This is a genomic window from Streptomyces sp. NPDC096132 (genome assembly GCF_044763345.1).
In the GTDB taxonomy this organism is placed as follows: Bacteria; Actinomycetota; Actinomycetes; order Streptomycetales; family Streptomycetaceae; genus Streptomyces.
Genome location: NZ_JBIWGA010000018.1, coordinates 37,521 through 54,566, shown reverse-complemented (window position 1 = coordinate 54,566; position 17,046 = coordinate 37,521). Strand labels below are relative to the sequence as shown.

Genomic DNA, 17,046 nt, shown 5'->3' with positions numbered 1-17,046 from the left:
ACAAGGTGGGGGCACAGCAACGCCATGGCACAGGGCACGGTCCAGGTGACGCACACCGGCACATCGAGGTGGCGGCGCCGCACGGGTGAGTACGCATCGCTCGCCGCCGCCCTGGAGGCCGCGGCCGAGGGCGACGTCCTCACCATCGCTCCCGGCACGTACCGGGAGAACCTCGTCGTGCAGCGGTCGGTGACCCTGCGCGGCCCGGAGGGCTCTCCCGGGTCCGTGCGGATCGCCCCGGTGGACGGGGTGCCGCTGACGGTGCGCGCGTCGGCGGTGGTGCAGGACCTGCATGTGGAGGGCCAGGACGCGGCCGCGCCGGCGGTGCTCGTGGAGGAGGGCACGCCGGAGCTGCTGGACATGCGGATCGTCACGCGGTCCGCCGCGGGCATCGAGGTGCGCGGCAGCGCCCGGCCGACGGTCCGGCGGTGCACGGTCGACAATCCGGCGGGCATCGGCATCGCCGTGGTCGACGGTGGTGGCGGTGTCTTCGAGGAGTGCGAGGTCGTCGCGGCCGGGCAGGCGGGCGTAGCGGTGCGCGGGGGCGCGCACCCCCGTCTGGAGCGCTGCAGGGTGCACCACACCTCCGGCACCGGCCTGAGCGCCACCGGCGACAACTCCGGGCTGGAAGCGGTGGGTTGCGAGATCTACGAGGTCCGCGGCAGCGGCGTCCAGGTCACCGCCCGGGCCACGGCCCACCTCACGGACTGCGACGTGCACCGCACCACCGCCGACGGCGTCACGATCGACACGGACGCGGTGCTGACGCTGGCCGACTGCCGTATCCACGACATCCCGGAGAACGCGATCGACCTGCGCTCCCGCTCCGTCCTGACGCTGACCCGCACGACGGTGCGTCAGTTCGGGCGCAACGGGCTGTCGGTGTGGGACCCGGGCACGCGGGTGGACGCCAACCAGTGCGAGATCTTCGACAGCACCGGTGACTACCCGGCCGTCTGGGTGAGCGACGGCGCCACGGCCGTCCTCGACTCCTGCCGGGTGCACGACGTGCCGGACGCCCTGTTCGTACTCGACCGCGGCTCGCGCGCGGACGTCATCGACAGCGACCTGTCCCAGGTGCGCAACACGGCCGTGTCGGTGAGCGACGGCGCGACCGCCCAGCTCGACGACTGCCGGATCCGGGACGCGGCGACGGGTGCCTGGTTCCGCGACCACGGCAGCGGCGGCACGCTCAACAACTGCACCGTGGACGCCGTCCAGACGGGCGTGATCGTCACCAAGGGCGCCGATCCCACGGTCGAGCGCTGCACGGTCGCCTCCCCCGCCGAGGCCGGCTTCTACGTCTCCGCCGGGGGCCGCGGCAGCTTCCTCAACTGCCGGGTGACCGACAGCGGCGGCTACGGCTTCCACGTCATAGACGGTTGCCGCGCCACCCTGCGCAGATGCCGTACCGAGCGCTGCGCGCGCGGGGGGTACGAGTTCGCCGACGCCGCGCCCGGTGCGGGTCCCGTGGTCGAGGACTGCGCCGGCGACGAGAGCGCGGGCGTGCGGGCCGCGCGGGAGACGGCCGTCCAGGCGACCGTACCGTCGGCGGGTCTGCTCGGTCCGATTCCCGAGCAGCGGGTGACCGTGCCGGAGGCGCAGTCGGCCGCGGCCGGGCCTCAGACGCCGGTGCGGTCCTCCAAGGACGTTCTGGGTGAACTCGACGCGCTGGTGGGCCTGGAGAGCGTCAAGCGCGAGGTGCGGGCGCTGACCGACATGATCGAGGTCGGCAGGCGCCGGCAGCGGGCCGGACTGAAGGCCGCCTCGGTCAAGCGCCACCTGGTCTTCACCGGATCCCCCGGCACCGGCAAGACGACGGTCGCGCGTCTGTACGGCGAGATCCTCGCCGCGCTGGAGGTGCTGGAGAAGGGTCATCTCGTCGAGGTGTCGCGTGTCGACCTCGTCGGGGAGCACATCGGCTCCACCGCCATCCGCACGCAGGAGGCGTTCCAGCGGGCGCACGGCGGGGTGCTGTTCATCGACGAGGCGTACGCGCTGTCGCCGGAGGACGCCGGGCGGGACTTCGGCAAGGAGGCCATCGACACCCTCGTGAAGCTGATGGAGGACCACCGGGACTCCGTGGTCGTGATCGTCGCGGGCTACACGGCCGAGATGGAGCGCTTCCTGACGGTCAACCCGGGTGTGGCGTCCCGCTTCTCACGGACCATCACCTTCGGTGACTACGGCCCCGAGGAGCTGCTGCGGATCGTGGAGCAGCAGTCCGACGAGCACGAGTACCGGCTGTCGCCGGGCACCGCGGAGGCCCTGCTGAAGTACTTCACGGAGATCCCCAAGGGCCCCGCCTTCGGCAACGGACGTACGGCACGCCAGACGTTCGAGGCGATGGTGGAGCGGCACGCGAGCCGGGTCGCCCAGCTGGCGGAGCCCAGCACGGACGACCTGACGCTGCTGTACGCGGAGGACCTGCCCGAGCTGCCCTGAGCGGGCTCAGGCGCGCTGTACGGGCACCTCCGTGCGCAGCCGGGCCAGCAGGCGTTCGCGTTCCTGCGCGAAGGCCGGGTCGGCCTGGTAGTCGGAGTGGCCCAGGATGGGCGCGGGCAGCGGGTGCTCCGCGGTGCGGCCGTAGGCGAGGGGGTCCGCGAGGGGTTCGCGGTCCACCTCGGGGCCGCAGTCGTCGCCGGACAGGCGTACCGGGCCGCCGATGGGGTCGGTGAGCCGGTACAGGTTGCGCCAGCAGTCGATGTCCTCGTGGAGGGCGGCGAGCGCGGCCGGGCCGAAGTGGGCCGGGAACCAGCGGCCGTAGAGACGCTCGATCGGGGAGCCGTAGGTGAGCAGGGCGACCCGCTTGCGGTCGGAGGGCGTCAGCTGCCAGGCGGCGGCCGCGGCGAGGACGCTGCCCTGGGAGTGTCCGGAGATGACCAGGCGGCCGCCGGTGGCCCGGGTCCACGTGGACATGCGCCAGGTCAGGTCGGGCACCGCGCGCTCGGCGTAGCAGGGCGGGGCGAAGGGGTGGGCGGCGCGCGGCCAGAACGTGCCCACGTCCCAGAGGATGCCGATGGTGCGCCGGGCGGAGGCGTCCTTGTAGGCGCGTCGGCCCCAGGTGACGAAGAGTATGAAGCCGAGGCCGATCAGCCAGGAGCCGAGCGCCTGCGCGGCCTGGGCGGCGCCCTGTACGAAGGGTCCGGCACCCTGCGTGGCCCGGACCGGTGTCTTCCCGGTGCCGAACGCCCCGACGAGGGCGCCCGCGCCCAGGAGCAGGGTCGTGGTGGAGGTGACGGCGACGAGGAGGGGGCCGCGGTCGGTGAGCGTGGCCATCGACCGGGCGCGGGCGATACGGCCGGTGCGGGCCGGGTCGCCGGGGTGGGCGTCGTAGTCACGGGCCACCGCGACGCGCTCGGCCCGGGTCAGCTGCCAGGTCCTCCGGCCGAGCAGCCCGCAGAGCACGAGCAGGACGAGGAGCAGCGCGGGGATCACGGACGCCTGCCAGGTCAGCAGCACCGGCGGGCCGTCGAGGAAGGTCCCGGTGCCGTCCAGCCAGTCCGAGACCCGCTGCGACACACCACCGGACATGACACCGCCCAGAGCACAGGCGAGCATCGCGACAGCGGGCCCACCGAGACCGCGCAGCGCGGACCGCGCCCCGCCCCCGGCCTCGACACCGCGCTCGCCCGGGTCACTCGATGTGCCGTCCCCCTTGGCCCCCCGGTGCAGAACATGGGCCACGGCGGCCAGGGTGATCACCAGTGCCCCCTGGGCCAGGGCGATTCCGCCGAAGGTGGCGTCGCCCGGGAGGCGGCCGGAGGAGTGCCAGCCCGGGCGGTCCCAGGCGGCGTAGACGAGGGTGAGGGTGAGGAGGACCAGGGCGGCGAGGGGGAGGCGGTGGACGAGGTGGGCGTCGAGGCGGCGGTCGAGGCGGTGTTCGCTGCGTCCGCGTCGGCACACCACCCAGACCACGGCGAGCGCGCCGGCCGCCAGGGACACCTCCAGCAGTCGGCCGAGGGTGTCCAGGAGGGCCGGGCCGCCGGGGCGGTGGTCCTCGCGGGCGGCGGCCGTGCCGACCGCCGCGGCCACCGTGAGCAGGCCGGCCGCGGTGTGGGCCGCCCGCAGCCGGGCCACGAGGCGGCGGCCGTACCAGAAGCCGGGGCGGCCGAGCGCGGTGTGGGCTGGGGAGTTCGCGGGCTCGGGGCCGCGGTCGAGGGGCTCCTGGGACTCGTACGCCCGCCAGGTGCGGTGGGAGAGGTACCAGAGGAGGCCGGTCAGGGCGGTCGGGACCAGGGCCGCGAGGGCGAGGCGGCGGCCCGGCGGGCTCCACCAGCCGCCGTCGGAGACGGTGGGGGACAGAAAGCCCAGCCAGGAGTGGCGGGCGGCGCACGCGCGCGTGCCCGCGCACTGCCAGGCGGTGAGGTCGAGGGCGACCTCGCAGGCCGCAGCGACGAGCAGCACCGTCAGGCTGAGGCCCGCGAGGCGTACGAGCAGCCCGTACAGGCGGACCGCGCGGGTGCCCTCGCGGGCGGCAGGGCGCATCCAGTGGGCGAGGTTCACGACCATGAACGGCAGCAGCAACAGCCACAGGACGCGAGTGCCGTTGCCGGAGGTCAGGTTGGACCAGACGTAGGCCTCCGGTACCGGCCGGCCGTCGTGGTCACGGGCCGTGGTGGTCGCGTCGGCCGTCGGTGCGTCCGCGTCGGCGTCCTCCGCGCGCCGGTAGACCGCCGCCGTCTCGTCGCCGGTGATCCGCACGGTGCGCGGATCGTTCAGCATCTTCTCGGGCGTGGCGCCGCCCACGCCGTGGACCAGGAGTTCCAGAGCCCCGCTGCCCGCAGAGGAACGTTCCACTGTTCGCACTTCCCCCATGACACGCCGCCTACCCGTCTTCGTGCGGGCACAAGGTTCTCCGCTCCGGAGGGCGTCTACACCTCGGCGCACCGAATCTCCCCGATCCGCGTGACACAGGAACATCACAGCCTCGTGGTGGCATGCACGCGTCGGGGTGGTGGCACCGTGCGGGGCCGGTCGTGCGAGGATGGGACGCCCCGCGCACCGCTGCCAGGCAGAATATTCTCGTCTCAGCAGGTGAGCGGGCCTGTCGAGCCGTTCGAGGAAAGGACCGGAGCGTACGTGAGCGAGAATCAGAACCTCCTCGCGGAGCAGCGCCGCGCCCTGATCCTGGACGAGGTTCGTCGCCGGGGCGGTGTCCGGGTCAACGAGCTGACCCGCAAGCTCGGCGTGTCGGACATGACGGTCCGCCGCGATCTCGACGCGCTGGCCCGGCAGGGCGTACTGGAGAAGGTGCATGGCGGCGCGGTCCCGATCGTGGAGGCGAGCACGCACGAGCCGGGCTTCGAGGCCAAGTCGGGTCTGGAGCTGACCGCCAAGGAGGACATCGCGCGGGCCGCCGCGGAGCTGGTCTCCCCGGGCAGCGCGATCGCGCTGTCGGGCGGTACGACGACGTATGCGCTGGCGCACCAGCTGGTGGAGGTGCCGGACCTGACCGTGGTGACGAACTCGGTGCGGGTGGCCGACGTCTTCCATGTCGCGCAACGCACCTCGGGCCCCCGTCAGGGCGCGGCCACGGTCGTGCTGACCGGCGGAGTGCGCACCCCGTCCGACTCGCTGGTGGGGCCGGTCGCCGACCAGGCCATCGCGGCGCTCCACTTCGACCTGCTCTTCCTCGGTGTGCACGGGATATCGGCCGAGGCGGGCCTGTCGACGCCGAACCTGGCGGAGGCCGAGACCAACCGCCGCCTCGTGCAGTCGGCGCGCCGGGTCGTGGTGGTCGCCGACCACACCAAGTGGGGTGTGGTGGGTCTGAGTTCCTTCGCCGCCCTGGAGCAGGTCGACACCCTGGTCACGGACGCCGGGCTGCCGGGCGCGGCCCGCGCGGAGATCTCCGAGCATCTGCGGCAGCTCGTGGTGGCCGGAGAGACCGACGCGGTGGGGGCAGACATCTGACGGGGTGACGGCTAGGGTGACGCACCCGTCGACCGAGGGGGTTCGTGTCGCCATGGTCCGTCGTCTGCGTGCCGAAGGGCTCGACTTCGTCGCGGCCGCTCCCGTACGGCTGGTTTTCACACGGGAGGTCTCCGCCTCACCTGAGCGGGTCTTCCACGCGCTGGCCTCGGACGTCTCCGGCTGGGCCGAGTGGTTCCCGGCCGTCACGTCCGTCCGGCCGCTCGACGAAGGAGCGGGGCGGGACGTACGACTGCGGGGCGGCACGCGGTTCCGGGAGACGGTGCTCGCGGCGAAGGAGCCGGAGGTGTACGCCTACCGGGTGGACGTCACCAACGCGCCGGCGGTGCGGGCGCTCGTCGAGGAGTGGCGGCTCGCGCCGGCCGGGTCGGGGACCCGGGTGCAGTGGACGTTCGCCGCGGACGGGCCGGTCCTGGTGCGGGGTGCGCTGCGGCTGGCGAGGCCGGGGCTGGGGCGGTCCTTCCGGGACGCGGTGACGCGTCTGGACCGACGGCTCACGACACGCTCGTAGGACGTCACGGCACCGTCGCGGGCCATCCCGAAGCGCTCGCGGGCCCTACTCGGGCCACACCCCCGTCGCCAGCAGGGACTCGATGGCGGCCGTGTAGGGGGTGATGTCCAGGCCCTGTTCGGCCAGCCAGGCGTCGGAGTAGTACTTGTCGAGATAGCGGTCGCCGGGGTCGCACAGCAGGGTGACCACGCTGCCCCGCCGGCCGTCGGCGACCATCTCGGCGGCGATCTTGAGGGCGCTCCACAGGCCGGTGCCCGTCGAACCGCCCGCCCTGCGGCCGATCGCCTGCTCCAGGGCCCGTACGGCGGCGATGCTGGCGGCGTCGGGGACCTTCATCATGCGGTCGACGGCACCCGGCACGAAGCTCGGCTCCATGCGCGGCCGGCCGATGCCCTCGATGCGCGAGCCGCAGTCGCAGGTGACGTCCGGATCGCCGGTGGTCCAGCCCTCGAAGAAGCAGGAGTTCTCGGGGTCGGCGACACAGATGCGGGTGTCGCGCTGGGTGTAGTGGACGTAGCGGGCGATCGTCGCGGAGGTGCCGCCGGTGCCGGCCGTGGCGACGATCCAGGCGGGCTCCGGGAAGCGCTCCAACTCCAGCTGGCGGAAGATGGATTCGGCGATGTTGTTGTTGCCGCGCCAGTCCGTGGCCCGTTCGGCGTAGGTGAACTGGTCCATGTAGTGGCCGCCGGTCTCCGCCGCGAGGCGGGCCGACTCCTCGTACATCGTGCGGGGGTCGTCGACGAAGTGGCACCGGCCGCCGTGGAACTCGATGAGGCGGATCTTCTCCGCGCTCGTCGTGCGCGGCATGACCGCGATGAAGGGCACGCCGATCAGCTTGGCGAAGTACGCCTCGGACACGGCGGTGGAGCCGCTGGACGCCTCGATCACCGGGCGGTCCGGCCGGATCCAGCCATTGCACAGGCCGTAGAGGAACAGCGAGCGGGCGAGGCGGTGCTTGAGGCTGCCGGTGGGGTGGGTCGACTCGTCCTTCAGGTACAGGTCGATGCCCCAGCTGTCCGGGAGCGGGAAGCGCAGCAGGTGGGTGTCGGCGGAGCGATTGGCGTCGGCCTGGACCTTGCGGACGGCTTCTTTCAGCCAGTCGCGGTAGAAGACGTCGCTGTGGTCGACGTCGAGGGTGGTGCCGGTCCGGGTCTGCTGGGGGGTGGTCACGGCAGGAGCTCCTTACACGCTTCGCGCCGGCGGCGCCTGGCGCGGCCGGCACATCGATCATAAGCACCTTCCGCACCGCTTCTCACCTGCATAAACACACCTTTGGGGGCCTCAAAGCCGGCCCTGGGGGGCGAACCCGTGCACACGGGGGGCGCATTCGCGCGAGTGCTCCTGAAGACCCTCGCCCGCGTGTCGTACGTACTGGTGCTCGACGCCGGGCGCGGGCAGACTGCACCGGCGGGGCGAGCTCCCGGACAGGCGCTGAAGGCCCTGGCCGCGACGCGGGTCCCGGACGGGGGCGCAGACTGGATCACGGACACGACGAGTTCGCTCACACGAGTGCGATCGCAAGGGGGCGGGGAGGCATGGCGGAGCCGGAGTTCACGGCGACGGGCGTGCGGATCGGGAAGAGACTGCGCTCGCTCACCCGGGCCGGACAGGTCCGGATCAGCGGCGGCAGGCTGGAGCTGCTGACCAGCTACGGCAGCGAGATCGACAGCGCGCCGGTGCAGGCGGTCCGCGCCTCCCGGCCCTGGTTCGCTCCGGAGGACCGGGCGCTGGCCGACCTCAACGGCAACCGGTACCTGCTGACCCTCGGCGACCACGACCCGGCGCCGGGCGAGCCCGGGCCGCCCGCGGCGCGCCGGTTCATCGAGGCCGTGCGGAAGGCCGCGGGCCGCAACCGCTGACGCAGCGCGAGTTGCGCCGCCGCACCCCCTGAGTCACGCTGTTCTCACGTCACTCTGGGTTTACCGGCGATAACGCTGCGAACCAGCCCGCCGGCCACTGCAGCAGGCGGCCGCCTTGCGCAGCAGCTCTGCTCGATCGATCCGAACTCCGTGTTCTTCCGGACCTCAGTCGGGGAGTCGCAGCCGTGATCAGCAACCCAAGCAGGCACTGCACGGTGGAGCTCCAAGCCCTGCCGTCGCGGATCGGCCAGGTCCGCAGAATCGTATCGGCGCAGTTGCGCTACTGGCATCTGGACGCCCTCATAGACCGCGCCGCGCTCGGTGTGACCGAGCTGTTGACCAACGTCCACCTGCACGCCCAGCCCGACAAGATGTGCGTCGTGGAGATGGAGCTGCTGCTCGACCGGCTCACCGTCTCCGTGCGCGACCACGATCCGCGGCTTCCGGAGGTGGGAGACGTCAGGACCACCGGGGCGCTGGCCACGTGCGGGCGCGGGCTCGCCATGGTGGCCGCGGTCAGCGAGAGCTGGGGCGCAAGGCCGGACGGCGAGTCCGGCAAGGTCGTCTGGTTCACGCTGCCCGCTGCGGTCCCCACGCCCGAGCGGTCGGCGCGTCCGCCGCGCCGTACGCCCCGGGAACAGGTCGCGCCCCGGTTCACGGAGGTCGTCTCCGTCGACGCGCACCGGCCCGCCCATGCTCCCGCCCGGTCCGCCGTCGTCGGCTGACCGGGCGGTGACCTGCCCTTCGCGGTGACCTGCCGTTCCCGGCAGGGCCCCGCGGGGTCACTCGGTGGCGATGGCCCGCAGGACGTCCAGGCGGGCGGCGCGCCGGGCCGGGCGCAGGCCCGCGAGGGCTCCGGCGGCGAGGCCCACCAGGGCCACCGCGGCGAGTTGCGCGGGCGGCAGCGCGAAGGCGAACGCGCTGTCGCTCGCCCCGTCGGAGGCCCGGACCAGCACCCAGCCGAGGAAGGCGCCGAGGGCCAGACCGCCCACCGTGCCGAAGGCGGCGACCAGGACCGACTCCCAGCGGACCATGGCCCGCAGCTGGGACCGGGTCTGGCCGACGGCCCGCAGCAGGCCGAGTTCGCGGGTGCGTTCGTGGATCGCCAGCGTCAGGGTGTTGGCGATGCCGAGGAGCGCGATGAGGACCGCGAGGGCGAGCAGGGCGTAGACGAGGGTGAGCATCATGTCGATGCCGCCGGCCGAGGACCGGGCGTACGCGTCGCGGGTCTGGACCTCGGGGTTGCCGTAGTGCGCGGCGACCTTTTCGACGGCCGTCTCGCCCTGTGCGGTGCTCACGCCGTCCTTGAAGGAGACGGCGATCAGGGTGTCGGCGTCCTGGGTGCGGTGCGGGGCCCAGGCGGCGCGGGTGATGACGTAGTCGCCGGCGAGTTCCGACTGGCCGTAGACCGCGCGGACGGTGAAGTTCTTCTTCTCGCCGTCCGTGAAGGAGAGCCGGGCCGTGTCGCCGAGGCGCAGACCCTGCCGGTCGGCTTCCTTCCCGGTGACGGCGAGACCGTCGGTGCCGAGGTCGCGCAGCTCTCCCCGCACGGTGCCGAGGTCGAAGGTCCGGGCCAGCGCCGCCGGGTCGGTGACGGTCAGCGCCCGCCCCTCGCCGTTCACTTCGGCGACGCCGCGGCCGAGGCCCACGGCGGTGTCGACCTCGGGCAGCGTGCCGATCGCGGGGGCCAGCTTCGGGCTCAGCCCGCTGCCGCCGGCGCCGAAGGACGGTGTGCTGACGGCCACGTCACCGGCGAAGGACCGGGAGACGGTCTGGTCCATGGTGGCCTTCAGCGAGGCCCCGAAGACGGTGAACAGGGACACCACGGCCACGCCGATCATCAGGGCGCTCGCGGTGGCGGCCGTCCGCTTCGGGCTGCGCAGCGCGTTACGGCGGGCGAGTCCGCCGGTGACGCCCCGGAGCCGGTCGAGGGGGCCGCCGAGGACGCGTACGGCGGTGCCGGCGGCGACCGGGCCGAGGACCACGAACGCGACCACGACGAGGACGGCGCCGGAGCCCGCGAGCCAGACCGACGGGGAGACCAGGACGCCGGTCAGGGTGACCGCGACGGCGAGGGCCATCAGACCGGTACCGATCACGGCGCGCGGGCGGGAGGCTCCGGAGGTGTCGACGGCCGTCTCGCGCAGCGCGGCCAGCGGGGCGGTGCGGCCGGCTCGTACGGCGGGCAGCAGCGCGGAGCCGAGGCAGACCAGGACGCCGACCGCGAGCGGGAGGGCCAGGGACAGTCCGCTGATCACCAGGTCGCCCTCGGGGAAGGGGAACCCGATGGCCGGGAACAGCGCCCGCAGACCGGCCGCGATGCCGATGCCGCCCGCGAGTCCGGCGGCCGAGGCGGTCACGGCGACGGCGCCCGCCTCCACGAGGGTGGCCGCGGTGACCTGGCGGCGGGCGGCGCCGAGGGCGCGCAACAGGGCGTTCTCGCGGGTGCGTTGGGCGACGACGATCGCGAAGGTGTTGTGGATGGAGAACGTCGCGACGAGCAGGGCGACTCCGGAGAACACCAGCAGGAACGTGGTGAAGACGGTGAGGAATCGACTGGCGATCATGTCGGTGTTCTCCCGCGCCGACTCCTGACCGGTGATCGCCTCGACTCCCTTGGGCAGTAGGGGAGTCAGCCGGTCCACGAGCTGCGTCTGGCTCACGCCGGGCTCGGCGCGCACCACGATGCTCGTGGCCCGGCCGGGCCGCGCGGTGAGGTACTTCTCGGCGTCGGCGCGGGTCATGCCGGTGTAGGTCACCTGGGCCATGCCGTCCTCGCCGCCGAAGGTCGCGAGTCCGACGATCGTCACACGGACCGGGTCGGGCGTACGGAGGGTGGTGGTGTCGCCGATCTCCAGCCCGCCCTTGTCGGCGGTGCCGCGGTTGACGACGACCTCGCCGGACCGGGCGGGGACGCGGCCTTCGGCGAGCCGGTACGGGTTGAGCTTCGGGTCGGTGATCCAGTTGCCGGCGAGGGTGGGCGGGCCCTGGCCGCCGATCGGCTTGCCGTCGCTCCCGACGAGTTGGCCGGCGCCCTGGATGTCCGGGGCGGCGGCCGCCACGCCGGGGACCTTCTCGATGGTCCCGACCAGGGAGGTGCTGACCGGTTGGCGTACCCCCTGGCTCTCGCCGGGGGTGGTGATGGCGTCGGCGCCGCGTACGACGGCGTCGGTGCCGGCGGTGGCGCTGCCGAACATCGAGTCGAAGCTCGCGCGGAGCGTGTCGCCCATGACGAGGGTGCCGGCCAGGAAGGCCACGCCGAGGAAGACGGCGAGGAAGGTCCCGGCGAACCGCCGCTTGTGGGCGCGCAGCGCGGAGAGGCTGAGGCGGAGGGACGCGTTCATGACGGCACCTCGAAGGCTTTCATGCGGTCCAGGACGCGGTCGGCGGTCGGGGACTCCATGCGGTCGACGAGCCGTCCGTCCGCGAGGAAGACGACCTCGTCGGCGTGGGCGGCGGCCACCGGGTCGTGGGTGACCATGACGACCGTGCGGCCGGTGTGGCGCACGGTCCGCGCGAGGAGCCCGAGGACCTCTCCCCCGGAGCGGGAGTCGAGGTTGCCGGTGGGCTCGTCGGCGAACACGACGTCGGGGCGGCCGGCGAACGCCCGGGCCACGGCGACGCGTTGCTGCTGGCCGCCGGAGAGCTCCGCGGGCCGGTGGTGGAGCCGGTCGCGCAGGCCGACGACGTCGATCAGGGCGTCGATCCACTCGGCCTCGCCCCGGACGCCCGCGAGGTCCAGCGGCAGCCGGATGTTCTCCGCGACGGTCAGGGTCGGGACCAGGTTGAACGCCTGGAACACGAAGCCGACGCGGTCGCGGCGCAGGAGCGTCAGAGGGCGGTCGTCGAGGGCACCCAGTTCGGTGTCGCCGATGTAGGCGGCACCGGACGTCAGGGTGTCGAGGCCGGCCGCGCAGTGCATGAGGGTGGACTTGCCCGAGCCCGACGGGCCCATGATCGCGGTGAACCGTCCGGCCGGGAAGGCCACGGTCACCCCGTCCAGGGCCCGTACGGCGGTGTCGCCGGCGCCGTACACCTTGACGGCGTCGGCGACCCGGGCGGCCGTCCCGGTGGCGGTCACGGTGCTCATGCCGCACCGCCCTTGCCGTCGAACCGGTCGTACCGGCCGAACTGCTCGTCCAGGACGGACAGCCGGCGCCAGTACTCGTCCTCGTCGATCTCGCCGGAGGCGAAGCGCCGGCCGAGGACGGCGAGGGGCGAGTCGCCGGTCGGACGGTCCACGCGGTTCCACGGACCGCGGCGGCCGCGCCACACGGTGCGGCGCAGGAGCGTGACGACGCCGACGACGGCGGCCGCCCAGATCAGCGGGAGGAACAGGATCCAGGGGCCGGGGCCGCCGCCGTCCCAGTTCGCCAGGGTGTTCATCTCGGGTCATCTCCTCGGTGAGGGTCCTCGGGTGCTGCGATGCCTCGAGAGTCCCGCCGGGAGGGGGTCCGGGTCGTCGTACGGCCAGCGGCAGTGCGGGTACCTCGTGGGGAGTACGCGCGCGTGCCGTGGATGCTCCTCGGGGCGCGGGTCGGGCCTCGGAGACTCGCGTGGCGTGGCGCTGAGGGCCGGCCGCGGGCGGTGGCCCGATCGTGTCGGTCCTTGTCCCGCGAGAACGCTGTCGATCTCCGGGGGGCCGGGAAGGATGGGGCCGACGGACGAAACCGCAGGTGAGGAGTGGTGCGGCCATGGCCCTGGAGATGCGTGACCGATGCGAGCGCTGTACGACGGCCGTCCTGCCGCCCGACGCGCCGGCCCTGATCTGCTCCTACGAGTGCACCTTCTGCGTGGCGTGCGGCGAGGCGATGGAGGGCGTCTGCCCCAACTGCGCGGGCGAGTTGGTGCCCCGGCCGCGCCGAGCCGTCGGGATGTGACGGCTCGGGACACCCTCCCGCCGCGTCGGAGCTCAGGGGTTTGTCAGGCGTTGTCGTCGAAGCTGGCGAAGTAGGCGGCGGCCATGTCCTCGTCGCCGTGCCCCTGCGCCGCCGCCCGCTCCAGGCGTTCCGCGCTCGCGGCCGCCACGTCCAGGCGGACGCCGTTCCTGCGGCCCGCCTCGACGATGAGACGCGCGTCCTTGGCCGCCGTCTCCACCGCGAACTGGGCCGGGGAGAGCCGGTCGTCGAGGACCATGGCGGCCTTGGCCCGCAGATAGCCCATGTCCAGCGGGCCGCCCTCGATGAGCCCGAAGAACGCCGCCGGGTCGACGGACAGGGACTGGGCGAGGGCCAGCACCTCGCCGGTCGCCGCGGTCGCGGCGATGACCCAGCTGTTGGCCACCAGCTTCAGTCGCGTGGCGCTGCCCGCGCCGCCGTCCTCGCCGGTCCACACCGTGCGCGCGCCGACCGCGTCGAAGACGGGAGCGACCGCGTCCCGGTGCTCGGCCGGGCCGGCCGCCAGGACCGTGAGCTGGCCGGCCTCGGCGGGCTGACGGGTGCCCAGCACCGGCGCGTCGAAGAAGACGAGCCCGTGCTCGCGGGCGAAGGCGGCCAGGTCGCCGATCGCCTCGACGCCGGCGGTGGTGGACTGCACCCAGGCGGCGCCGGAGCGCAGGGCCGGCGCGGCCTGGCGCATGACGTCCAGGGCGGCGGGGCCGTCGTAGAGCATGGTCAGGACGACATCGGCGCCCTCGACGGCCTCGGCGGGGGTGTCGGTGACGGTGACGCCGTCGACAGTCAGCGGTTCGGCCTTGGCGCGGGTGCGGTTCCAGGCGCGGACGGTGTGTCCGGCGCGGGCGAGGTTGCGGGCCATGGCGGCGCCCATGATGCCGGTGCCGAGGACACTCACGGTGGTCTTGTCGGTCATGGCTTCAACCTACTTCGACGCGGCGCTCACGAGGCCGTCCAGCCAGGCCTGGTGACCGTTGAGCATCGGGTTGGGGCGCTCGTTCGCCAGGGCCGCCGCGGGCTGTCCCAGCTGCGTCTCCTGGGTGAGGATCCGGACCCGGCCGCCGGGCAGGTCCTCCACCAGCCAGGCGTGCAGCACGTCCAGCCGCTCCTCCGGCTCGCCGTCCTGCTTCGCCGTCCAGGACAGCCGGCCGGGGACGCCTTCGCCGGGGGCCTGGAACTCGACGACGTGCGCGTCCAGGGGCGGGAAGCCGAAGGTGCCGAAGCTGAAGACCAGGTCGTCCGCGAGCCGGGGGCCTCCGCCCTGCGGGAAGGAGATGTCGGCGACGTTGTCGTAGTAGCCCTCCCACTCGGAGGTGTCGGTCAGGAAGTGCCAGACCCGGGGGGCCGTGAGGCCCTTGACGATCACCTCGTTGGAGACGAAGTTGTCGCCGGTGCCGGGCAGGTACTTCTCGGGCCAGTTGATCGCGTTCTGCGTGGTCATCGGGGGGTCCTTCCGGGGAGCGGGGGTGCCGCCGGTCGGCGACGTCCTCGACGATAGGGCGGTCGCTCATCGGGAAACCAATAGACAGGTCGATATCTGCCATCGGGATGCCGATGTGTCCGCCGGATACCCTGGTCGGTATGAATGACAGGACGGCCGACCTCGCCGAGACCGTGACCGCAGGTGCCCGGCAGCTCCCGGCGCACGCCGACCTGAACCTGCTGCGCACCTTCCTGGCCGTGTACCGCTCCGGCTCGTTCACGGCGGCCGCCCCGCAGCTGGGCCTGTCGCAGCCCACGGTGACGGCCCAGATCCGCACCCTGGAGCAGCAGACGGGGCGTGAGCTGTTCACCCGGCTGCCCCGGGGCGTCGAGCCCACTCCCCTCGCGCACGAGCTCGCGGCCCAGGTCGCGCCGCCGCTGGACGCGCTGGCCGCGCTCGAGGGCGGGGGACCGTCGGCCGGGCGGACCGCGCCGGTGCATCTGGCGGGGCCGTCGGAGCTGCTGTGCGTACGGGTGCTGCCCGCGCTGGCGCCGCTCGTCGCGGGCGGACTGCAGCTGAGGGTCACGCAGGGGCAGACCGAGCCGCTCCTGGAGGAGATGCGGGCCGGGCGGCACGACCTGGTGATCGCCACCCGGCGGCCGCGCGGGCGCGCCCTGGAGTCGGTGCCGCTGGCCGACGAGGAGTACGTCCTGGTGGCCTCCCCCGCCTGGGTGCGCCGCGTCGGCGAGCACCCGGAGGCGGGCGACCTGTGCGCCGCGCTGCGGGACGTCCCCCTGGTGACCTACGCCGAGGACCTGCCCATCGCCCGCCGCTACTGGCGGAACGTCTTCGGCAAGCAGCTCACCGCCAGTGCCGCGGTCACGGTGCCCAACCTGTACGCGGTGCTGTCGGCGGTCAACGCGGGCGCCGGGTACAGCGTTCTGCCGCACTCCCTGTGCCAGGAGTACGTGGACGCGGGCCGCCTCGTCCTGCTGCACGAGCCCGAGGAGCCGCCGCTCAACACCCTGTTCCTCGTGCAGCGGCCCGGCGCCGACGCCAACCCGGACGTACTGCGGGTCCGCGACCGGCTGCGGACGGCGGCCGCCGCTTGGTGAGCGATCACACGGGTGATCGGGCCGCTCGGCGGGCCGCCCGGTCGCTCAGGCCGCGCTGAGCGCCCCCAGCGGGTCGTCGAGCACCGGCTGCCAGGCCAGTTCGGCCGCTCCGACGAGGCTGTTGTGGTCGAGGGTGCAGGCGAGGATGGGGACGCCACCGCTGCGGCCCCAGAGGCTGCGGTCGGCGACGACGGCGCGCAGGCGGTCGGGATCGGCGTCGAGGAGGGTGCGGTGCAGGCCGCCGAGGATGATGCGGTCGGGGTTGAGGATGTTCACCAGGCCGGCGAGGCCCAGGCCCAGCCGGTCGATGAGGGCCTCGGCGGCCGTGCGGACGACGGGATCGCCGTACTCCTCACGGACCAGTTCGTTGGCCTGCTGGAGCAGGGAGCCCTCCGGACCGGGCTCGCGGCCGGCGGTCGTCAGCAGCGCCAGCGGGTCGGCCTCGACGTCGAGGCAGCCGCGGCTGCCGCAGTGGCAGGGGCGGCCCTCGGGATTGACCGTGAGGTGGCCGACTTCGAGGGCGAGCCCCGAACTGCCCGTGTGCAGACGGCCGTCGAGGACCAGCGCGCCGCCGACGCCCCGGTGCCCGGTGGCCACGCACAGCAGGTCGCGGGCGCCGCGTCCCGCGCCGTGCCGGTGTTCGGCGAGGGCGGCGAGGTTGACGTCGTTGCCCACGAAGGCGGGACCGGTGATCCCGGCGGCATGGACGCGTTCGGCGAAGACCTCCCGCACCGGAGCCCCCACCGGCCAGGCCAGGTGCAGGGGGTTCAGCGCCAGGCCCTCCGGTTCGGTGACCGCCGACGGCACGGCGAGCCCGGCGCCCACGCACCGGCGGCCGGTCCGCCGCAGCAGGTCCGCGCCGGCGTCGACGGCGGCACCGAGCACCTTCGCCGGATCCGCGTCGACGGCCTCGCAGCTGGGGGTCGTGACGACGATCCGCCCGCCGAGGCCGACCAACGCGGCCCGGAACCCGTCGGCGTGCACCTGTGCGGCGAGGACGACCGGGCCCTCCTCGGCGACTTCGAGCCGGTGCGAGGGCCGGCCCTGCGAGCCGGCGGCGGCGCCGGGCCGCGCGTCGACCCGGATCAGCCCCAGCGCCTCCAGCTCCGCGGCGACCGCGCCGGCCGTGGCGCGGGTGACGCCGAGTTCCGCGGTGAGCACCGCCCGGGTGGGTGCCCGCCCGGTGTGCACGAGCTCCAACGCGGGCCCGAGCGCACCGCGCCCCCGGTCCAACCGCGCCCTCGAGGTGGTCCCTTCCCCCGCCGGCCGGGGGTCCGCCTTGCCGCTCATGAGGGGGAGTCTCCCATGATCC

The 17,046-nt window shown here is 73.7% G+C and carries 15 protein-coding genes; 7 read left to right on the top strand and 8 right to left on the bottom strand.

Annotated features, from left to right (window positions below):
• Window positions 1-24 precede the first annotated feature (24 nt).
• Window positions 25-2,445, top strand: coding sequence for a right-handed parallel beta-helix repeat-containing protein (locus tag ACIRF9_RS34985; protein WP_403830565.1), 2,421 nt, complete (start codon window positions 25-27; stop codon window positions 2,443-2,445).
• A gap of 6 nt (window positions 2,446-2,451) precedes the next feature.
• On the opposite strand, the gene ACIRF9_RS34980 is transcribed toward ACIRF9_RS34985, so the two are convergent.
• Window positions 2,452-4,818, bottom strand: a complete 2,367-nt coding sequence (locus ACIRF9_RS34980; protein WP_403830563.1) for a hypothetical protein — start codon at window positions 4,816-4,818, stop codon at window positions 2,452-2,454.
• Between the two features lie 264 nt (window positions 4,819-5,082).
• Between ACIRF9_RS34980 and ACIRF9_RS34975 the strand changes: the two genes are divergently transcribed.
• Together ACIRF9_RS34975 and ACIRF9_RS34970 are read left to right on the top strand one after the other, a co-directional pair.
• Window positions 5,083-5,916, top strand: coding sequence for a DeoR/GlpR family DNA-binding transcription regulator (locus ACIRF9_RS34975; protein ID WP_403830560.1), 834 nt, complete (start codon window positions 5,083-5,085; stop codon window positions 5,914-5,916).
• A 52-nt stretch (window positions 5,917-5,968) separates the two neighbouring features.
• Window positions 5,969-6,445: an SRPBCC family protein gene (locus tag ACIRF9_RS34970; protein WP_403830558.1), complete on the top strand. Its 477-nt coding sequence runs from the start codon at window positions 5,969-5,971 to the stop codon at window positions 6,443-6,445.
• A gap of 45 nt (window positions 6,446-6,490) precedes the next feature.
• On the opposite strand, the gene ACIRF9_RS34965 is transcribed toward ACIRF9_RS34970, so the two are convergent.
• Window positions 6,491-7,615, bottom strand: a complete 1,125-nt coding sequence (locus ACIRF9_RS34965) for a PLP-dependent cysteine synthase family protein (RefSeq protein WP_403830555.1) — start codon at window positions 7,613-7,615, stop codon at window positions 6,491-6,493.
• A 365-nt stretch (window positions 7,616-7,980) separates the two neighbouring features.
• Here ACIRF9_RS34965 and ACIRF9_RS34960 point away from each other — a divergent pair, with 365 nt between their 5' ends.
• Both ACIRF9_RS34960 and ACIRF9_RS34955 read left to right on the top strand, forming a co-directional pair.
• Complete coding sequence (locus ACIRF9_RS34960; RefSeq protein ID WP_403830553.1) at window positions 7,981-8,304, top strand: hypothetical protein; 324 nt, start codon at window positions 7,981-7,983, stop codon at window positions 8,302-8,304.
• 185 nt (window positions 8,305-8,489) lie between these two features.
• A complete protein-coding gene (locus ACIRF9_RS34955; protein ID WP_403830551.1) occupies window positions 8,490-9,029 on the top strand; it encodes an ATP-binding protein in 540 nt (179 codons plus the stop codon).
• 57 nt (window positions 9,030-9,086) lie between these two features.
• Here the strand turns inward: ACIRF9_RS34955 and ACIRF9_RS34950 are convergent, their stop codons facing one another.
• From ACIRF9_RS34950 to ACIRF9_RS34940, 3 genes are read right to left on the bottom strand one after another with little or no spacing between them, the layout of a single operon-like run.
• Complete coding sequence (locus ACIRF9_RS34950; RefSeq protein ID WP_403830549.1) at window positions 9,087-11,648, bottom strand: ABC transporter permease; 2,562 nt, start codon at window positions 11,646-11,648, stop codon at window positions 9,087-9,089.
• Window positions 11,645-12,394 (bottom strand): ABC transporter ATP-binding protein, encoded by a 750-nt coding sequence (locus tag ACIRF9_RS34945; RefSeq protein WP_403830546.1) that lies wholly within the window; start codon window positions 12,392-12,394, stop codon window positions 11,645-11,647. The genes ACIRF9_RS34950 and ACIRF9_RS34945 overlap by 4 nt, the downstream gene beginning before the upstream one ends.
• Window positions 12,391-12,690: an SHOCT domain-containing protein gene (locus tag ACIRF9_RS34940; RefSeq protein WP_403830543.1), complete on the bottom strand. Its 300-nt coding sequence runs from the start codon at window positions 12,688-12,690 to the stop codon at window positions 12,391-12,393. Before ACIRF9_RS34940 ends, ACIRF9_RS34945 begins: the two co-directional genes overlap by 4 nt.
• A 308-nt stretch (window positions 12,691-12,998) precedes the next feature.
• Here ACIRF9_RS34940 and ACIRF9_RS34935 point away from each other — a divergent pair, with 308 nt between their 5' ends.
• Window positions 12,999-13,184: a DUF1272 domain-containing protein gene (locus tag ACIRF9_RS34935; RefSeq protein ID WP_403830541.1), complete on the top strand. Its 186-nt coding sequence runs from the start codon at window positions 12,999-13,001 to the stop codon at window positions 13,182-13,184.
• 43 nt (window positions 13,185-13,227) lie between these two features.
• Here ACIRF9_RS34935 and ACIRF9_RS34930 read toward each other — a convergent pair whose 3' ends face one another.
• Complete coding sequence (locus tag ACIRF9_RS34930; RefSeq protein ID WP_403830537.1) at window positions 13,228-14,112, bottom strand: NAD(P)-dependent oxidoreductase; 885 nt, start codon at window positions 14,110-14,112, stop codon at window positions 13,228-13,230.
• Window positions 14,113-14,121: 9 nt separating this feature from the next.
• Window positions 14,122-14,637 carry an SRPBCC domain-containing protein gene (locus ACIRF9_RS34925; protein WP_403830535.1) on the bottom strand — a complete coding sequence of 172 codons (516 nt, stop codon included), beginning with the start codon at window positions 14,635-14,637 and terminating at the stop codon, window positions 14,122-14,124.
• 140 nt (window positions 14,638-14,777) lie between these two features.
• On the opposite strand from ACIRF9_RS34925, the gene ACIRF9_RS34920 reads away from it, so the two are divergent.
• A complete protein-coding gene (locus ACIRF9_RS34920) occupies window positions 14,778-15,734 on the top strand; it encodes a LysR family transcriptional regulator (protein WP_403830532.1) in 957 nt (318 codons plus the stop codon).
• Window positions 15,735-15,779: 45 nt separating this feature from the next.
• Here ACIRF9_RS34920 and ACIRF9_RS34915 read toward each other — a convergent pair whose 3' ends face one another.
• Entirely contained in the window at window positions 15,780-17,024 is a 1,245-nt protein-coding gene (locus ACIRF9_RS34915) for an ROK family protein (RefSeq protein WP_403830530.1), read from the bottom strand.
• Window positions 17,025-17,046: the final 22 nt, after the last annotated feature.